This window comes from Buttiauxella gaviniae ATCC 51604, assembly GCF_001654835.1.
GTDB lineage: Bacteria > Pseudomonadota > Gammaproteobacteria > Enterobacterales > Enterobacteriaceae > Buttiauxella > Buttiauxella gaviniae.
This window is the reverse complement of the sequence record NZ_LXEP01000036.1, coordinates 21233-39151: the sequence shown is the minus strand read 5'-3', so window position 1 is coordinate 39151 and position 17919 is coordinate 21233. Positions and strand designations below refer to the sequence as shown.

Genomic DNA, 17919 nt, shown 5'->3' with positions numbered 1-17919 from the left:
GGCTTTCTCCCTGTTAGCCCAGAAGGCGATGAATGCGCTGTAAACCTGCCACCAGGCGGTCGACTTCTTCTTCGGTGTTGTACATAGCAAATGAAGCGCGGCACATTGCTGGCACTTTGTAGAACGCCATCAGCGGCATCGCACAATGGTGGCCGGTGCGCACTGCAATGCCGTAGTTATCAAGGAAGCTGCCCACGTCATAAGCATGATGCTTACCAAGATTAAAGGCGATAACCCCAAGACGATGTTCAGGGCCATAGATGGTCAAATCAGGAACCGCCTGTAGTACCTGCTGAGCGTAGCGCATTAGCGAGTGCTCATACTCACTGACCTCGGCAAGATTCAGGCTCTCCACGTAGCGTAGAGCCGCTCCCAGCCCGATAATCCCGGCAGTATTAGGTGTGCCAGCCTCGAAACGCCACGGCGCTGCGGCATACGTGGTGCCTTCTGTCAGACTAACGCTTGCGATCATCGACCCGCCCCCTTCCCACGGTGGCATGTTTTGTAGGATCTCCTCGCGCGCATACAGCACACCAATCCCGGTCGGCCCATAAATTTTGTGGCCGGAGAAAAGATAGAAATCGCAATCCATCGCCTGCACGTCAATGGCGTGGTGCATAATCGCCTGGGCGCCATCCACCAGCACTTTCACGCCTGCCTGATGCGCGGTAGCAATCATTTCACGTACCGGGTTTTCGGTGCCGAGCACATTGGAAACCTGGGTAATCGCTAACAGTTTTGTGCGCTCATCAATCAACGTCGGGAACACATCAAGCTGCAAGGTGCCATCTTGATTGAGCGGAATAACGCGCAGCGTAGCGCCCGTCTGCTCGCAGAGCATTTGCCATGGCACGATATTGGCGTGATGCTCCATCGCGGAAATAATGATGTTATCCCCGGACTGGATATTGGCGCGCCCCCAGCTATTAGCAACCAGATTAATCCCTTCGGTTGTCCCGCGAACAAAGACAATTTCTTCCGGGGTTCGTGCATTAATGAAGCCTGCAACCTGATTACGCACGTTCTCCATCAGCTGGGTGGCTTCTGCACTCAGCGTGTGGATACCGCGATGCACCGCCGCGTAACCATGGCTGTAAAAATCCAGTTCGGCATTAATCACCGCCTGTGGTTTTTGCGCACTGGCAGCACTGTCTAAATAGACCAGCGGCTGCCCATTCACTTCCCGGCTCAGAATCGGGAAATCAGCACGCACCCGTTCTATGGAAAAACTCATGCAACGCCTCCTGCAAAGCGCTGGCCGATACGCTCCAGCACCTGCTGTTTTAATGCCCCGTCACTGATGCTTTCCGTAAGCTGCGCGGCAAAGGCAAAAATAATCATCTGAAGTGCGGCTTGTTCTTTGATCCCACGTGAGCGCAGATAGAACATCTGTTCGTCGTCAATACGGCCAATCGTGGCACCGTGACTGCATTTCACATCATCGGCGTAGATTTCCAGTTGCGGCTTGGTGTCCACTTCCGCAAGTCGCCCGAGCAGCAGGTTATTGTTGGTCATCTGCCCGTCGGTTTTAATCGCGTGCTGCGCCACTTTGATCATACCGTTAAATACCGCACGACCTTTGTCACGCACGATAGTTTTATGTAACTGGCGGCTATTACAGTAGCCCTTGTTATGTTCAAGCCAGGTGCGGGTGTCGCACACTTCGTTGTTGATTGGCAACGCCAGGCTGTTCATATGCAGTTGTGTGTTCTCGCCGTTTAATTGCGAACTGGTGTTGTGGCGTAATACCGCAGCCCCCAGCAAGAAGCTGTTGCTTTCAACTGTCGCATCCTGACCAACGATTAAATCATTATGGGCAAAGTGGTAGCTTTGAGCATTTTCAAAAGCCATTTTGTCGTGATGCAACTGGCTGTTTGCACCAACTTCAGCCGTAAAACGCGCCCCGGTAAAATGGGCGTGCTCATCGAGGCTGACGTAATGCTCAATCACCGTTGCCTTAGCACCTTCGCCAAGCGACAAGTGGTGGCGATAATGCGCGGTATTCATCTCGCCCTGCTCACTGCCCCGGCTAATGTGCATCAGCAACAGTGGTTTCGTCGGGCTGTGATTACGCGCCACGCGAATGTGGGTCACCGTTTCTGCCAGGCTTTCAGTCAAATGCAAGAACACTTCGCCCTGCACTGCCGCCGGTAGCGAGTCGCGCGCTTCGTCAACCGTCACCTCAAAACCACTTTGGGTTAAGTCGTCACTCAATTGCGCACTGAAGCGCCCGTCAACAAACACCAGCCGCCACGCATCCACTGACAACGCCAGCGCATCGCGTTGAATCTCAGTTAATGCCTCTGGTGCAGGCAAGACAAACTGGTTATTGAGCAGCCCATCAAGCGGGGTGTATTTCCAGTTCTCATGTTTACGAGTCGGCAGACCCAGGCGCAGCATTTGCTGCATATGTTCCTGAGCTTCTTTGCTGCGTTTCTCGCCCTGCGTTTCAAACAGGTGGTGCCACTGTTGCAGGGCGTTGCCGTTACTGCTGTTCGGTAAGCCAGCCATAACCCTGCTCCTCCAGTTGTTTCACCAGACTGAAATCACCCGATTTCACAATTTTCCCCTGATACAACACATGAACAAAATCAGGCTTGATGTAATCAAGAATACGCTGGTAGTGAGTAACGATAATGAACGAACGGTTGCCATCACGCAGGGAGTTAACCCCTTCCGCCACGATTTTTAAGGCGTCAATGTCCAGCCCGGAGTCGGTCTCATCAAGAATGCAAAGTTCAGGTTCAAGAACCGCCATCTGCAAAATATCGTTGCGTTTTTTCTCACCGCCAGAGAAACCCACATTCACCGAACGAGTCAGCAAATCTTCCGGCATTTTCAGCAGTTTGATCTTCTCTTCCATCAAATCCTGAAAATCAAAACGGTCGAGTTCTTCAAGGCCTCGATACTCTCGCACCGCATTCAGCGCGGTTTGCAAGAAGAACTGGTTGCTAACGCCGGGAATTTCCACCGGGTATTGAAACGCCATAAAGATGCCTTCGCCCGCGCGATCTTCAGGTGATAACTCCAGCAGGTCTTTGCCTTTAAAATGAACCTCACCCCCGGTGACTTCATAGTCATCACGCCCGGCAAGCGTTGCGGAAAGCGTACTTTTCCCTGAGCCATTCGGCCCCATAATGGCGTGCACTTCGCCGGGTTTCACTTCAAGGCTCAAACCGCGCAGGATCTCTTTGTCCTCAACGCTTACCTGTAAATCTTTAATGCTCAGCATAATTTTCCCTTAATCCTTAACCAACACTGTGCTCAAGGCTAATCGCTAATAGTTTTTGTGCTTCCACCGCGAATTCGAGCGGCAACTCTGAGAACACGTCTTTACAGAACCCGTTGACGATCATTGAAATGGCATCGTCCTGGGCTATCCCACGTTGCAGGCAATAGAACAGCTGGTCTTCACCAATGCGCGATGTAGTTGCTTCGTGCTCAAGCTGGGCGGTGTTGTTGCGGCATTCAACATACGGGAAAGTATGCGCGCCGCTGTCCGGCCCAATAAGCATGGAATCGCACTGGGTGAAGTTACGGGCATTTGTCGCCGTTGGCATAATTTTCACCAGGCCGCGATAGCTGTTCTGGCTGTGCCCGGCGGAGATCCCTTTCGAGATAATGGTCGAGCGGGTGTTTTTACCAATATGAATCATCTTGGTGCCGGTATCGGCCTGTTGATTCCCTGCCGTCAGTGCCACCGAGAAGAACTCACCAATCGAGTTATCGCCGCGCAGAATCACACTTGGGTATTTCCAGGTGATCGCCGAGCCGGTTTCAGACTGCGTCCAGGACATTTTGCTGTTCGCCCCTTCGCACAAGGCGCGTTTGGTCACGAAGTTCAGAATGCCGCCAGTGTTGCCGTCGCCCGGGAACCAGTTTTGCACCGTGGAATATTTCACTTCAGCATCTTTATGGATGATGACTTCCACCACTGCGGCGTGAAGCTGGTAGCTGTCGCGCACCGGTGCCGAGCACCCTTCGATATAGCTGACGTAACTGCCTTCGTCGGCCACTAAAATGGTACGTTCGAACTGGCCTGTTTTCTCAGCGTTGATACGGAAATAGGTGGACAGTTCCATCGGGCAACGCACACCTTTCGGCACATAAATAAACGTCCCGTCGGATGCCACTGCTGCGTTGAGGGCCGCAAAAAAGTTATCGTTACTCGGCACGACGGTGCCAAGATATTTCTGCACCAGCTCCGGAAATTCATGAATGGCCTCGCCAAAAGAGCAGAAAATAATGCCCTGTTCAGAGAGTTTTTCACGGTACGTGGTCGCCACAGAAACAGAGTCAAAAATCGCATCCATGGCGATATTCGAGCCTTCGCGCACCGGAACACCGAGCTGTTTAAATGCCTCTTCCACTTCACCGGTCAGATAAGCGTTGCTACCAGGCTTCTGGACCGCGCCGGGTTGCGATTCACAATTATCATCGCAACTGCCGCACGACGGTGCCGAGTAGTAGCTGTAATCCTGATAGTTCAGCTTATCGTAATGTGCCTTCAGCCAGTGCGGCTCTTCCATCTCAACCCAGGCGCGATATGCACTCAGACGAAACTCAAGCATCCACTCAGGCTCATTACGCCGCGCAGAGATTGCCCGCACCACATCCTCATTGATGCCGTGAGCCATTTCGTCGGTTTTCAACTGGGTGAAAAAGCCTTCTTTATAAGAGTGGCCACCCGCCCAGGTTTGCACTTCTTCAGACGTTTCAGTATTACGTGACATAATCCCGCCTACACCCCAAAGCTTTCACCACAGCCGCATTCGTGCTGTGCTTTCGGGTTGTTGAATTTGAATATTTCGTTTAATCCTTCGCGCACATAATCGACTTCCGTTCCGTCGATGAACGGCATTGCTGAAAGTGGCACCCACAGCTTTGCACCGTCCGTTTCAAATAGGAGGTCGTCAGATTTAGGCTCTTTGACGGTATCCAGCACATAGCCGAAACCCGCGCACCCGGTCTGTTTAATGCCCAAACGTACACCGAGGAAATCCGGCTGCTGGCTGGCCAGTTTGCGAATATGAGCCACAGCATCAGGGGTTAACGTCAGTCCCTTCCAGGCAAACTCACTGGGATCGAAGCTACCGGTTTGCACATCCATAGTTCACCTCTTTATGTTTTGCCGCCCAAAGGCCAATACCCTATGTTAATGATAACTATTATCAATACAACATCCTGATAACAGGGGTATTCACGAAATGCGCTATTTTTAGGCGTCTTAACTAAGGATAGACCCTGCTGAAAGTCTTGCAGGCGGTGAAATGAGCTATTTAACCCAATGAAATTAAGAGAATTTAACTGGAATAAGAAAGCTTAGGTGATAGAAAGTAAAAGATGTATAGAGAATACCGATTTATGCGATTGGTAGCTCCAGTGAGCACGATGATGTTCATCGACAATGCATACATGCGCATTCTAATAAACGTCAGGCACATGATGTTCACCTGGCGGAGTGGTGCACAGTCACAACTTAGGCTATTTTCATTTTCATCAAATAAATCTCACCCTTATTTTGTTTAGGGGTTATCTGGCTAGAAATGGGGCTTTAATGAAAAACTTGATACTGGGTGTGATAGCAAAAATTTCTAAAATGGATGCCGAAGCCAAGCAACTGGCGGCAAAAGTCGAAGCTCAATCTTTGCTTATAGGAGCATTGTTACTGACCATTGGTAAAAATGGCGGTATGAATGAAATGCTTGAGAACGTCAGAAAAGCAATCAATGCAGCTTTAGATGCGGCTGATACTCCCCTGAAGACTGACGCTGAGATACTTTTAAATGAATTCAATAACCTACTTTTGTTAACGCAACTGCTGGAAACAAACGATGCTGAGATTGATCTTGAAGCTTTGAAAAGTATGCCTGGTGAAACGGCTGCTGAATGAGTTTACCCCCAGGCTAGAAGTCATGCTTTTAGCCCTTTACTCAGAACGTCGAGGCTGGGTAATGAAAGCGAGATGGGATTACTTTTTAGACTAGAAAGCCCTGTTTTTTTGGATAAAAACGTAAAAGATAAATTAATGACAATCATTGAAACGGAAAGATTAATTTTACGTCCTCAAACCATTGCAGATTTTGATGTGTGGTTGCCCATGTATGCGGACCCTGAAATTTTCCATGTGACCAATTCTCCAGGGTTTACACCGGAAGAAGGATGGAATCGTATTTTGAGAAACATCGGGCACTGGTCAACATTTGGATTCGGGATCTTCTCCATCTTCCAAAAATCTGATGGTGTTTTTTTAGGGGAAACGGGGCTGGCTAATTTTCATCGCAACGTTGATGAAGCGTTTGATAAGTGCGCTGAAGCTTCATGGGTCATTACGCGCGCGGCCCAGGGCTGCGGGATTGCAAAAGAGGCTGCCGATGCCGCACACCATTGGTATGTCGATTCGTTTTCGCCATCCAAAACCGTGTGCCTTATTGTGAAGCATCACCCGGCTTCAATTCGCGTTGCTCAACATATCGGTTACCGTATTTATGATGAGTGCTTATATAAAGGAGCGCAGTGCTTCAAGCTCGAACGCTTATATGAAAAATAATCAGCTTTTCAGACGCAATTAACTTCATCAATATTCCTCTTCTTACCCAACACGTTCAGAAGAGGAATGACTTAATCCACTTTTATAGTTTGTTTAAATCTTATGGTTTGAAATCTAATGGCGCATTTTTGAAAACTTCATATATAGCCTTATTTGGTGGTGCTGGTATATGAGCCTGACTGGCTGCCTTTAGGGCTGCCTGGCACAAAGAAGCGTCACCACGTTCTGCTCTGATTACCATGAGTAAGCCATCAGGTGCCAGATTAACTCGGACATAGCAGGTCATTCCATTAAATGAAACGTGATCATAAAACTTGCTCTCTATTGCCGTTTTAATCTCGCCAGCGTAACTCCCAACCTCACTATTTAATTTGTTATGATCTTCGCTCGATGAAAGATCACCTAATAAATCATCCACTTCTTTAGGTGATGGGTATTCAATTGAAGCACCGCCTTGCAGTTTAAATGTCACCGTTCTCCAGACTTGTGCTGCCGTTCCTTCAGGAAACTTGCACCGTTTAAGTGCGTTTACAGTCTCACGGAAAAATAACTCATCACCTGATGTGTCCACTGAAGTAACTTTCCCGCCAGAATCGACATGCATTACGGCATGAACAATACCTTCTTGTTTCGTTGCATGTGCCCTGGCTGGATATTGAACCTGTGGGCAGGCACGCCATTCTAGAGGCTGCAACAAAGGGGTGCTTGGTTGACGTTTAACACATCCAGATAATATTACGGTACAGGCAATCACGATTAATACCAGGCCAGACCCGCTGAATCTGAAATTAAAATTCTTCACTTTCCCTTCCATAAAAAAAGCCACAAAGAGGGATTGTCAGCGAAATGAAATACTCACGAGTAGATTGAAATCAACTTTTGTATCCAATTGAAATAATTTCACTTTTATAAAACTGTCACTCTCGAGCAGAACCGCATAAGGCGGGTTCGTGCTTATCACGTATTGCCAGTGCATAGCCCAATGAGTTCCATGAGTTCCATTCGAAGCATTGAAGATGAACTCTCAACTTTCAAAGGCGCTTGATAGCGCCTTTTCCCATTTTATAGTGGACTATTTTCAGTCACTTCTTTAATCGTCCAAACTTTTTCTTGTTCTGACAATATCTGATATGTCCTTAAAGATGCATATGTACCGGAGAGTGGGAAAGAAGATAAAGTTATAAATGAATACATCTTCCCGGCACTATCTTCGAAAGCCCGACGATTCCAAACCATGTAGCCGCTATCCGTTTTTGTAGAAATCATGCGCCCACCGTCGGATTTTAAATCTGGCGCAGTATCAATAATTGTCTTGCCGATAAAGTTCTTTTTCAGTTTTGCAACTTCTTCATCACTTATCGCCAGGGCAGCTTGAGCTGGAAAATGTTCAACAACGTTTGCTACCGATAAAGTCGTCAATGAAGGCGTAACTTCCTTTAAACCATTTTCATTGGCATATGCATCCAGATAACAATTTTTCAGTGCATCCTGCGCCTCCCTGAAATCCGGGTCAGAAAGACCTGGGTAATCGTTGACCGTCCCGCCCTCCTTTCTCAACGCAACGTATTCAGCACAGTTTGAGATACTTGCCGTACCTTTGTTGCTTAAATTAACTGATATGGGCTGACCATTAGACATTAGTGTCTCACTATAGGCATTACCCACAGCAGCCATCAAAAACAGGCCTGTAACTAGTTTGAGCTTCATGATTCCTCGCGCATAAAATGTTATTAACACAATGATAGTTATGAGATTATTCGTATGCTTTAATTTTACACATCGTATAATACGAAGACTACCAGCACTTGTCATTACAAATAACATGGATATAACCCAAGCCGGGCAACGTTTGTCTTATCGCTCTCGTCTTCTCTTTTTGCGATAATGTTGTAGTCAGTCAATTGTTGCTCAGAGATATGAGAAATATGTTTCCCATATGAGCAAAATATATGAGCAGATGAATTTAAACGGCAATAATTGCCCGGTTTAATTACATTACTTTAGTGGTAGATTTCATCTACGGAAGGATATTTAATGCGCTATATACTTTTTATAATTGTGCCTTTATTAAGCGCCTGTAGTTTTAGCTTTATGAAGTTTGATAATGAACCTGTGGTGCAAGCAACATACGCAAATAGCGCGACAAAAAGTACGGTTATTGCTGCAGGAGGGGAACCAGATAGTGAGATGAATGTTCCAGAAATCAACGGAACTTGCATTAACTACAGACTAAAAAAAGATACAGAGACAATGCCTTTCTATGTCGCTTTCGATAAGAATGGAAACCGAAAGCATTATGGCTATATCTCGTGCCAGGAGGCGAGAGCTAAGGGAGTATTTAGTCAGTAAAAGATCATTCCTCTTCTTACTCAATACGTTCAGAAGAGGAATGACTTAATCCACTTTTACAGTTTGTTTAAATCTTAATAACCCGCAGCTTTGTTAGCCGCTTTTATGCGCTTATTTCTTGAATCTTTTTCACTTTTATCAGTAGCCTGCATTATTCCACCAGCAGCATCGACCCAATCGCTCGCGGTGCATCCGGATAATGTCAGACTCAACATAAGCGCGAATATATACTTCATTTTAACTCCCTTACTTCTCATCAATGTATAAAAAACGTCCGTGTAATACGCAAAGTATTTGACGCTGAATACATTATTTTGACAAATAATCTCAACAGGGGCAAAGAAGAATATGTTGCACAAGTGGATTTACGCATGACGTTGCACGCCACAATACGCCTACAACGTCATGAAACTCGATATCAGGATGCGTTGAGGGCTGCTTTATTTGCCTCTAGCGCATCAACGGCACATTGCTGATGCAAATGGCCGCCTGGTGCACCGCCAATACCAATGGCACCGATGGTTTGGTTATCAACTTTCACCGGTATTCCGCCGCCCAATAATAAGAAGCCCGGGATAAATCAATTAACAAAGAACCTTGTGGTGAATTTCTTCTGCACTAAGGCCGGGTCGCTACTGTTTGAAAGCAAGGCGAGAATGACATCGTTTTGCGCAAGTTTGACCGTGATATCGCGATACAAAATACGGAACTCAGCGCTTTGTTCCTCATACTGCTGATGCAGAGCATAGACCACCACGCCCCGACACAAAGCGCAGTGAGAATCAGCCAGATGAGGACTTTACGCATCGGGTTCCTTAATTTCGGAGCTGTACAATAGAGATCAAAGCCAGCCTTTTTTGCTGAAGGTCGCTCGTGTCGCTTCATTCAAATCATAGTTGCCCAGTTCTGAATGTTTAACCCAGGCGATCTCCTGAAATTCTTCGTTAAACGTGACATGGCGATTGGCGCTCACGCAGTCAAACAACAGATAAATCATGTAGATTTCTTCTTTGCTGCCATCAGCATAGGTCTTCACTCGCACGTCGTCGGCAAAGGTCCAGGGCTTAATGGTGATTATCTGGAGTTCAACGCCCAACTCTTCACGAATTTCTCGTAGCAACGCCTCTTCCATTTGTTCACCCGGCTCCATCCCGCCGCCGGATAACGCCCATTGCCCGGGAAACACTCCGCGATCGTCTGCCATCTTACACAGCAGTACTTCACCGTTATTTTCAATAATTGGACAAACGATAACTCTCTGGCGCATACGACCTCCTGATGTCTTTAGTTTTTCTGACGTTAGCAGAAATGCGCTCGTGAGTCTCAGCGAGAATAATGGCTCTGACGATGATAATTAGATATTTGCGAGGAGAACGGTAATTAGAATTTATCGAAATGATCAGAAATTTTGGCATTCTAAGCATACGCCAGAATGCCCAATTTAATTATTACGCTAGTTATTTTTAATGACGTCGACAGTATTAGAGACATTATGACCCACGCTTTGAACGTTCGCTTTTGTCTGCTTCACATCAGAAACACCATTTTTCACCGCATCAGGTGTCTGGTCTTTTACGGTTTCTTTTGCATCACAACGGCCGCCTACGCCGACAGTCGCTTTCATCGCGGTGCTTTTTGCCGCTTTAGATACGGTGCAGTCTGGGTTGATTACACCGGCATAGCAAAATTGAGTGGCAGTAATTAAAAGCGTGGCGATGAGCAATGAACGGTGGTGCATAAGAGATTCCTTCATGAGTCTATTTTTTGAACAGCAATCGTTGATAATCTCATAGCAACTTTAAGATTGCAGGCCAGTTTATATGGCAAAATGTGATATTTATCACATTTTAAAACGTATTGGGTTGCTGTAACTCTTTATGATCTAATGATTTTACTGATCTTCATATTTCACGAATCATTTATGCTATTTATTGTTAGAAATATTTTATTCGTCCGAATACGCTAATTTTTACTCAACGAAAAGTGGATATCGCTTGCACTAATCCACCTTGTATCTTGAAACGGTTTCGGGTTAGCGCAGCGTCATCCAACATTAGTTCCTTCTATCGCTGCCATTCACGACCACGCAAATGCAATGTCTCAGAAGGCTTTTCCAGGAACAAGCGTTGATAGTCAGTGGCGAACTGTCCGAGGTGCCAAAAGCCCTAATGCATCGCCGCCTTCACCGTATTCCACCGATACCCAGTACTGCATGGAAACCATTTTGCAAAGTACGGCGGCTAACATGTAACTCATTGCACAGTTTCTAGTACCGTTACCTGCGCGACTGCCTCACTCGTCAAGCCATGAACTGGCTGTAACTGCTCCTGCGCTTCAACAAAAAGCCTTCCGTCGTCATCCTGAAATTTCACCAATAAATGGCGAGCGTCAATCAACTCACGGGCAGATGGCGTCATACGACTGCCAGCAGGCAGACGAATTTCGCTCCCTTCGCTGAGGGTATGGTTTGCCCGCAGCCAGTCTTCAGTGATGAAGGTGCCATCAGGCTTTCCGTGAACTTGCCCTCAGGTAACTGAGAGATGATTTCTTCACGAATACGCTGGCGTTCAGAACGAGGCGGCGTATGGTCTGTTGCCACTGGGCCTGCACCCTCTTCGACTAAGGTTATCTCGAGTTGGTCGGCAACCACGCGGGCTTCGGGCGTGATAATCGATTCTTTTAGCACGAAAGCGATAGTTTTAAGGCAAGGAGCCTGGGCTTCACGAACATCGTTTGCAGTAATCAGCTTTTTCATTGAACAGGTTCCTTCAGGCCTGCGACTTCGGCCAGATAATCCTCAAGCTGCCTGACGCTCTCAGCATTCAGGCAATTCAGTGCAAATATTGGCGACGTAAATCCTGAGTCAATTAACATCGCCTGCGTTTGGGCAATATTTGCATCGGGCAAATCAATTTTGCTTATTACCGCAACCTGTTGCAGGTGCGGGTAAATACCCAGTAAACCGGCGGAAATACGGCACTGCGAATCATTGGCAGCATGGACATATATCAATAAACCCGCATCAATCAGGGTATTTATTAATGCGCAATATAAACGTGGGTGGCTGATAAATCCCCCCGGCGTATCAATATTCCCTGCATCGCTAAATTCAACCGCCTGAGTTTTTCGCGCCAGTGAATAATTTCCCAGTAATGCGTTAAACAGCGTTGTTTTTCCCGCGCCCACGGTGCCGACAAAAACGATGCGTTTCATCAGGCCTAGCTCCGCGTCATGGTACAGACGGTATAGCTAAGAATGCTGCTCAGGCCGGTAATCGTTTGTTGTAAGGCTTCTTCTATCGAGCCGACCGAACCGTAAACCACCAGAGCGCCGCTAAATCTGTCCAGAAAACCTATTTGTACGCTGGCGGCTTTTGTGGCGAGATCACCTGCTATCATTGCCGTTTCACCGGGAGTCAGCGTCGTAATGCCAATGGCTTCAGCGCCGGGCACACCTATTTTCTTTGCCAGTTCTTCGCCTGGGTGGGCAATTAAATGCGCCAGTGTTACCTGTTTTCCAGGAACAAATTCCTGAATAATGCGTTCCTTTTCCATTGCGCCTCCTGAAGAATTACCGCCATGCTGACAATAAACCGCAAAAGGGAATAACAAATTTCGGCAACTGATGGGGAAAGGTGAAGTGGATCACTCAATAAATACAGAAAAGCACGGTTATTCATTTCAGGATGTAAATAAAAAGCGGCGGGATAATATCCCACCGCCATTATTGTTTATTTTTGAATAATTCCAGGCTCAGGCTATTTATCACACCACGGCAGTTGTTAAGCGCGATGTGCAGCAAAGCCGCCCTTGCTCGTCGCTGATTTCGATTTGCCAGACCTGGTGCCTACGCCCAACATGCACTGCAGTACAAACACCGCGCACGATACCTTCACGCGCGGAACGCAGATGGTTGGCGTTAACTTCAAGCCCGACAATTTTCTGCTCGCCTTCGGTACACAAGTACCCGGCCACAGAACCGAGTGTTTCAGCTAACACCACCGACGCACCGCCGTGCAGCAGGCCAAACGGCTGACGGGTGCGGTTATCAACCGGCATGGTGGCTTCCAGCTCGGTTTCTGTAATGCGGGTAAATATGATACCCACATGCTCCACCATATTGTCGGCACCCATTTTATTAAGCGCGTCCAGATTTACTTCACGTCGCCAGATCATCCCATAATCTCCAGTAGTGCCTGTAGCGGATGACGAACACCGTTGCCTTCCACACGCTTGACCTGGCTGCGGCAAGAATAGCCGGTTGCCAGGCAGCGTTGGCGCGGTAAGCGTTGCATTGCTTGATGCCAGGACAGCTCGTAAATCCCCAGGGAACTCGCATGGTTTTTGACTTCATGCCCATAGGTTCCCGCCATGCCGCAACAGCCAACGCTAACGTTTTCAAGTTTTGCGCCCAGACGTGCAAATATCGCCGCCCACTGGTTTGGCGCAGTGGGTAGCGCGGTGACTTCGGTACAGTGACCAAACAGATACCACGACTCACCACCAACGCTTGTCATTTCACGGTTTTCCAACACAGCAGGCAGCCATTCGTGCACTAACTGAACGTGGAAATCACCGCGTTCTTCACCGAGCGTCTGCTTATATTCGTCGCGATAGCAGAGCACCAGAGCCGGATCGACCCCCACCATTGGCATTCCCAATTTCGCAATGCGGTTGAGGAAGTCCGACGTTTTACGCGCGGTGCGAGCGAATTTTTGCAGGAAGCCTTTGATGTGTTGCGCTTTACCATTAGGTGAGAATGGTAGAACTACCGGTTCCAGCCCTAGCTTCTCGACCAGGCGTACAAAATCCGCCACTACTTGCGCATCGTAGTAACTGGTAAACGGGTCTTGCACTACCAGCACCGTTTTAGCTTTCTGCTCAGCGCTGTAGCTCTCAAGCTGTTCAAGTGTGGTATTTGCTGAGGTGTGCCCTACTAACTGCTGTTGCAACGATGGCGTTGAGAGCATTGGGAGATCGATCATGCCGATATGTTTAGCAGATAGATTGCGTACCCACGGCTGACTCATAAAGAAGTTGAAGGTCTTTGGCGCACGCGCCATTAACGGTGCGTAGCTTTCGACGGTTGCCACCAAATGGTCGCGCACCGGGCGCAAATAGCGGGTGTGATACAGCTGCAAGAAGCGAGAGCGGAATTCCGGCACGTCGATTTTAATTGGGCATTGCGTTGAACACGCTTTGCAGGCCAAACAACCCGACATCGCCTCTTTCACTTCATGAGAGAAATCATATTCGCCTTTACGGGCATGCCAGGTATTGCGTGTACGTTCGATAAGCGTACGCAGGCTGGCGCGTTTTTCCGGCATCTGTTTTTCGAGTGCATCCGGGTCAACGCCACGATCGGCAAGCAAACGCAACCATTCACGAGTTAACGTCGCCCGCCCTTTTGGCGAGTGAATACGGTTGTTGGTGATTTTCATCGACGGGCACATCGGGCTTTTCACATCGAAGTTAAAGCACAGACCATTGCCGTTACACTCCATTGCACCGCGCCATGAGGTGCGCACCGCAATCGGGATTTGCCTGTCGAAAGTACCGCGCTTCACAGCATCGACCTGCATCATTGGGTCATCCACACCTAACGGCGGGCAGATTTTCCCAGGGTTCAGGCGGTTGTTCGGGTCGAATACCGCTTTAATACGGCGTAACTCTTCATACAACGTTTCGCCAAAGAATGCCGGGCTGTATTCGGCACGGAAACCTTTACCGTGTTCGCCCCACAACAAACCGCCATATTTCGCGGTGAGCGCAACTACATCGTCAGAAATGCGCTTCATCAGCACTTCCTGATGCGGGTCAGTCATATCCAACGCCGGACGCACGTGTAAAACGCCCGCATCGACATGGCCGAACATGCCGTAACTCAGGTTATGGCTATCAAGCAACGCGCGGAACTCAGTGATGTAATCGGCCAAATATTGCGGCGGTACACAGGTATCCTCCGCAAACGGGATGGGTTTTGCCTGCCCTTTCGCGTTACCCAGCAGGCCAACGGCTTTTTTGCGCATATTATAAATGCGCTCAATGCCTGCCAGTTCACTACAAACCTGCCAGCCGATAACGCCGCCTTCGCCTTGTGAAATCAGCGAGTCGAGACGCTCACATAGTGAAGCAACCTGACCTTCGATGAGCTCGAGGTCATCACCGGCAAACTCCACGATATTCAGACCCAGCATCTCTTTGCCAGGAACGTCGGTGATTAATTCACTGACCGAATGCCAAACAATATCCTCACGCGCCAGGTTCAGGACTTTTGAATCGACGGTTTCGACGGAGAGCGCACGGGCTTCTACCATAAACGGCGCGTTACGCAGCGCAGAGTCGAAGGAGTCGTACTTGATATTCACCAGGCGACGCACTTTTGGCAGACGCGTGATATCCAGTTTCGCCTCGGTAATAAACGCGAGCGTGCCTTCTGAGCCGCAAAGAATACGTGTCAGGTCGAACTGCGAAAGATCGTCGTTGAATACGTGGCGCAGATCGTAGCCGGTCAGGAAGCGGTTAAGTTTCGGGAATTTATCGATAATCAACTGGCGATGTTCGCGGCAACGCTCAAGCACCGTGCTATAAATCCTGCCGGTTGGGCTTTCATCGCGCCCCATTTCTTCCGCAAGCATTGTCGCCATCGGGTGTGTGTCGAGAATATCGCCCCCCAATAACACAGCACGAACGCCCATAACATGGTCAGACGTTTTACCGTAAACCAATGAACCTTGCCCCGAAGCATCGGTATTAATCATCCCGCCGAGCGTGGCCCGGTTACTGGTGGAAAGTTCCGGTGCAAAAAAATAACCGTACGGCTTCAGGTATTGGTTAAGCTGATCTTTAATGACGCCCGCTTCGACCCGCACCCAACCCTGCTCGGGGTTAATTTCAATGATGCGATTCATATAGCGCGACATATCGACAACGATGCCTTTGTTCAAAGACTGACCGTTAGTGCCGGTGCCGCCACCGCGTGGTGTGAAGACCAGAGTTTTGAAGCGTTCTTCAGAGGCCAGTCTGGCAAGTAATGCCACGTCTGCTGTAGAACGAGGGAATAACACCGCATCTGGCAACAGCTGATAAATACTGTTGTCAGTGGCCATAGTAAGCCTGTCAGCGTAGCTGGTGGCGGTATCGCCGGTAAAACCTTGTTGTTCCAGTGCCTGCAAAAAATTGAGCACCAATTGAACAAGACCTGGTGCCTGAGAAATTTGTGGGATCATTGACTTTCCGACCCTGCCTGACGTTGTAAGAGTTGTGAGTTATCGTTTGCGTTTATTAATTCTAATACCCTAAATAATTCGAGTTGCGGGAAGGCGACAAGGCCGTAAGTCCCCAGGAGCATAGATTGCTATGTGACTGGGGCACTCGGGTGCAGTCAACACACCTGCGGCTCGAATTATGACGGGTATTCGTTTTTAACACATTTTATTCAGACATTCCCGTCTGTTTTGTACCTGTCCAAAATCGAGGAAATACATCATCATTAACACATCCGCTTCGCGGTTTTAACGTGGCGTTTTGCCCGTTATCAGTAATTAAGGGATTTTATCTATGGTTAAAGTGAGTCAGCCAAAGGATCTGCTACAAATCCTGCTGTCGGTGTTGTTTATCTCGGTGATGATCATCGCCTGTTTGTGGATAGTCCGCCCATTTGTTCTTGGTTTTGCCTGGGCAGGTACAATTGTGCTCGCCACCTGGCCACTGATGCTCAAAGTTCAGAAATTATTGTGGGGAAAACGCTCGCTCGCCGTTCTGGTGATGACGCTATTGCTGTTGATGTTGTTTGTTATTCCGGTGGCGTTGCTGGTGAACAGCCTGGTGGATAACAGCGGCCCGGTTATTGATTGGGCCACCAAAGGCAATATGGAGTTACCGAAGTTTGAGTGGCTTAATACCATTCCGCTTATTGGCGACAAACTCTACGCAGGCTGGAATACACTGGTCGAGAGTGGTGGTAGTGCCATTATGGCGAAAGTGCGTCCATATATCGGCACCACAACAACCTGGTTCCTGGGCCAGGCGATACACGTAGGCAGTTTCCTGATGCATTGTGGTCTGATGCTGCTGTTTAGTGTGCTGCTGTATGCGAAAGGTGAAACGCTAGGTAATGGGATTCGCCACTTTGCATTCCGCCTCGCGGGAACGCGTGGTGATGCCGCTGTATTACTTGCTGGACAAGCGATCCGCGCTGTAGCACTTGGTGTAGTTGTCACCGCACTGGTTCAGTCGGTTTTAGGTGGCGTGGGGCTTGCCATCTCCGGTATCCCAAATGCGACACTGCTAACCGTAGTGATGATGTTATGTTGCCTGGTGCAAATCGGCCCATTGCTGGTGCTGGTGCCCTCAATCGCCTGGTTGTACTGGACTGGTGATAACACCTGGGGCACGGTGCTGCTGGTATGGAGTTGCGTAGTCGGCACGATGGATAACTTTATCCGTCCGGTACTGATTCGTATGGGTGCGGACTTGCCGATGATCCTGATTCTTTCCGGCGTTATCGGTGGGTTGATTGCCTTTGGCATGATTGGCTTGTTTATCGGGCCAGTTCTACTTGCAGTCTCTTACCGTTTGATTTCGGTATGGATGCATGAGGCACCAGCGCCGCAGGATGACCCGAATGAAGTCGTGGAAGTCCTTGAAGAGCACGAATAAGTACACCACCTAAAACGAATGTTGCTCCTACAGTTGTAGGAGCAACATAACCAAACTGATTAACACTACTTATCAATTTCAGGCTTGAATCCCTCCCCAGAACTCCTTGATGCATCAAACATCCCGTAATGTGACCCCAACCGTTTACTTTCTATTAACTATTGAGACGAATCCGAGTGACGCTCCAGGATGAGATGCCTACTATTACTTCACGGCTATGAATCAACACATTGATTTATAAGCATGGAAATCCCCTGAGTGAAACAACGAATTGCTGTGTGTAGTCTTTGCCCATCTCAACGATGGGCTTTTTTTTGCGTGCCGTTTTGCCCGTCATACTTTGCGCTACAGCGGCGTTCA

The 17919-nt window shown here is 48.4% G+C and carries 19 protein-coding genes, 1 other RNA gene and 5 pseudogenes; 5 read left to right on the top strand and 20 right to left on the bottom strand.

Annotated elements, in window-relative coordinates:
* Nucleotides 1-13 precede the first annotated feature (13 nt).
* From sufS to sufA, 5 genes are read right to left on the bottom strand one after another with little or no spacing between them, the layout of a single operon-like run.
* Entirely contained in the window at nucleotides 14-1234 is a 1221-nt protein-coding gene (gene sufS, locus M977_RS19860; protein ID WP_064518362.1) for a cysteine desulfurase SufS, read from the bottom strand.
* Nucleotides 1231-2511 carry a Fe-S cluster assembly protein SufD gene (sufD, locus tag M977_RS19855; RefSeq protein ID WP_064518359.1) on the bottom strand — a complete coding sequence of 427 codons (1281 nt, stop codon included), beginning with the start codon at nucleotides 2509-2511 and terminating at the stop codon, nucleotides 1231-1233. The genes sufS and sufD overlap by 4 nt, the downstream gene beginning before the upstream one ends.
* A complete protein-coding gene (sufC, locus tag M977_RS19850; protein WP_064518357.1) occupies nucleotides 2486-3232 on the bottom strand; it encodes a Fe-S cluster assembly ATPase SufC in 747 nt (248 codons plus the stop codon). The genes sufD and sufC overlap by 26 nt, the downstream gene beginning before the upstream one ends.
* Nucleotides 3233-3248: 16 nt before the next feature.
* Nucleotides 3249-4733, bottom strand: a complete 1485-nt coding sequence (sufB, locus tag M977_RS19845) for a Fe-S cluster assembly protein SufB (protein ID WP_064518354.1) — start codon at nucleotides 4731-4733, stop codon at nucleotides 3249-3251.
* Between the two features lie 8 nt (nucleotides 4734-4741).
* Nucleotides 4742-5110 carry a Fe-S cluster assembly scaffold SufA gene (gene sufA / locus M977_RS19840; protein ID WP_064518352.1) on the bottom strand — a complete coding sequence of 123 codons (369 nt, stop codon included), beginning with the start codon at nucleotides 5108-5110 and terminating at the stop codon, nucleotides 4742-4744.
* A gap of 447 nt (nucleotides 5111-5557) precedes the next feature.
* On the opposite strand from sufA, the gene iraP reads away from it, so the two are divergent.
* Both iraP and M977_RS19830 read left to right on the top strand, forming a co-directional pair.
* Complete coding sequence (gene iraP / locus M977_RS19835) at nucleotides 5558-5893, top strand: anti-adapter protein IraP (protein WP_064518350.1); 336 nt, start codon at nucleotides 5558-5560, stop codon at nucleotides 5891-5893.
* Between the two features lie 72 nt (nucleotides 5894-5965).
* Nucleotides 5966-6550, top strand: coding sequence for a GNAT family N-acetyltransferase (locus M977_RS19830; RefSeq protein WP_083962966.1), 585 nt, complete (start codon nucleotides 5966-5968; stop codon nucleotides 6548-6550).
* A 100-nt stretch (nucleotides 6551-6650) separates the two neighbouring features.
* On the opposite strand, the pseudogene tolA reads toward M977_RS19830, so the two are convergent.
* From tolA to M977_RS19820, 3 genes and pseudogenes are all read right to left on the bottom strand, one after another.
* Nucleotides 6651-6968, bottom strand: a pseudogene (gene tolA / locus M977_RS25865) (cell envelope integrity protein TolA); the annotation flags it as partial.
* Nucleotides 6969-7025: 57 nt separating this feature from the next.
* A pseudogene (locus M977_RS25860) lies at nucleotides 7026-7364 on the bottom strand (energy transducer TonB); the annotation flags it as partial.
* 248 nt (nucleotides 7365-7612) lie between these two features.
* Nucleotides 7613-8257, bottom strand: coding sequence for a hypothetical protein (locus M977_RS19820; RefSeq protein WP_064518346.1), 645 nt, complete (start codon nucleotides 8255-8257; stop codon nucleotides 7613-7615).
* Between the two features lie 327 nt (nucleotides 8258-8584).
* On the opposite strand from M977_RS19820, the gene M977_RS19815 reads away from it, so the two are divergent.
* Nucleotides 8585-8899, top strand: a complete 315-nt coding sequence (locus M977_RS19815) for a hypothetical protein (protein ID WP_064518344.1) — start codon at nucleotides 8585-8587, stop codon at nucleotides 8897-8899.
* A 74-nt stretch (nucleotides 8900-8973) separates the two neighbouring features.
* Here M977_RS19815 and M977_RS25535 read toward each other — a convergent pair whose 3' ends face one another.
* From M977_RS25535 to ydiJ, 12 genes and pseudogenes are all read right to left on the bottom strand, one after another.
* Nucleotides 8974-9135: a hypothetical protein gene (locus M977_RS25535; protein ID WP_167351106.1), complete on the bottom strand. Its 162-nt coding sequence runs from the start codon at nucleotides 9133-9135 to the stop codon at nucleotides 8974-8976.
* A 182-nt stretch (nucleotides 9136-9317) separates the two neighbouring features.
* Nucleotides 9318-9476: pseudogene (locus tag M977_RS24600) on the bottom strand (heme-binding protein); the annotation flags it as partial.
* Between the two features lie 3 nt (nucleotides 9477-9479).
* On the bottom strand, nucleotides 9480-9653 hold the full coding sequence (locus M977_RS25315) for a hypothetical protein (protein ID WP_157092093.1): 174 nt from the start codon (nucleotides 9651-9653) through the stop codon (nucleotides 9480-9482).
* An 87-nt stretch (nucleotides 9654-9740) separates the two neighbouring features.
* Nucleotides 9741-10166 (bottom strand): nucleoside triphosphatase NudI, encoded by a 426-nt coding sequence (nudI, locus tag M977_RS19810; protein ID WP_064518342.1) that lies wholly within the window; start codon nucleotides 10164-10166, stop codon nucleotides 9741-9743.
* A gap of 186 nt (nucleotides 10167-10352) precedes the next feature.
* Nucleotides 10353-10637 carry a hypothetical protein gene (locus tag M977_RS19805; protein WP_064518340.1) on the bottom strand — a complete coding sequence of 95 codons (285 nt, stop codon included), beginning with the start codon at nucleotides 10635-10637 and terminating at the stop codon, nucleotides 10353-10355.
* Nucleotides 10638-10962: 325 nt separating this feature from the next.
* Nucleotides 10963-11162 (bottom strand): annotated as a pseudogene (locus tag M977_RS25005) (hypothetical protein); the annotation flags it as partial.
* A gap of 31 nt (nucleotides 11163-11193) precedes the next feature.
* Nucleotides 11194-11391: pseudogene (locus M977_RS24595) on the bottom strand (ethanolamine utilization cob(I)yrinic acid a,c-diamide adenosyltransferase EutT); the annotation flags it as partial.
* Nucleotides 11313-11654, bottom strand: a complete 342-nt coding sequence (locus tag M977_RS19800) for a cupin domain-containing protein (protein ID WP_064518337.1) — start codon at nucleotides 11652-11654, stop codon at nucleotides 11313-11315. The gene M977_RS19800 and the pseudogene M977_RS24595, both read right to left, overlap by 79 nt.
* Nucleotides 11651-12112 carry a EutP/PduV family microcompartment system protein gene (eutP, locus tag M977_RS19795; protein ID WP_064518335.1) on the bottom strand — a complete coding sequence of 154 codons (462 nt, stop codon included), beginning with the start codon at nucleotides 12110-12112 and terminating at the stop codon, nucleotides 11651-11653. Before eutP ends, M977_RS19800 begins: the two co-directional genes overlap by 4 nt.
* Before the next feature lie 5 nt (nucleotides 12113-12117).
* Nucleotides 12118-12453 (bottom strand): ethanolamine utilization microcompartment protein EutS, encoded by a 336-nt coding sequence (eutS, locus tag M977_RS19790; RefSeq protein WP_064518333.1) that lies wholly within the window; start codon nucleotides 12451-12453, stop codon nucleotides 12118-12120.
* Between the two features lie 210 nt (nucleotides 12454-12663).
* Nucleotides 12664-13074: a 1,4-dihydroxy-2-naphthoyl-CoA hydrolase gene (gene menI, locus M977_RS19785; RefSeq protein ID WP_064518332.1), complete on the bottom strand. Its 411-nt coding sequence runs from the start codon at nucleotides 13072-13074 to the stop codon at nucleotides 12664-12666.
* A complete protein-coding gene (gene ydiJ / locus M977_RS19780; protein ID WP_064518329.1) occupies nucleotides 13071-16127 on the bottom strand; it encodes a D-2-hydroxyglutarate dehydrogenase YdiJ in 3057 nt (1018 codons plus the stop codon). The genes menI and ydiJ overlap by 4 nt, the downstream gene beginning before the upstream one ends.
* 331 nt (nucleotides 16128-16458) lie before the next feature.
* Here ydiJ and ydiK point away from each other — a divergent pair, with 331 nt between their 5' ends.
* Nucleotides 16459-17559, top strand: coding sequence for an AI-2E family transporter YdiK (gene ydiK / locus M977_RS19775; protein ID WP_064518327.1), 1101 nt, complete (start codon nucleotides 16459-16461; stop codon nucleotides 17557-17559).
* 211 nt (nucleotides 17560-17770) lie between these two features.
* Nucleotides 17771-17877: antisense sRNA RprA (gene rprA, locus M977_RS19770), an RNA gene on the top strand.
* The last annotated feature ends 42 nt before the right edge of the window (nucleotides 17878-17919 follow it).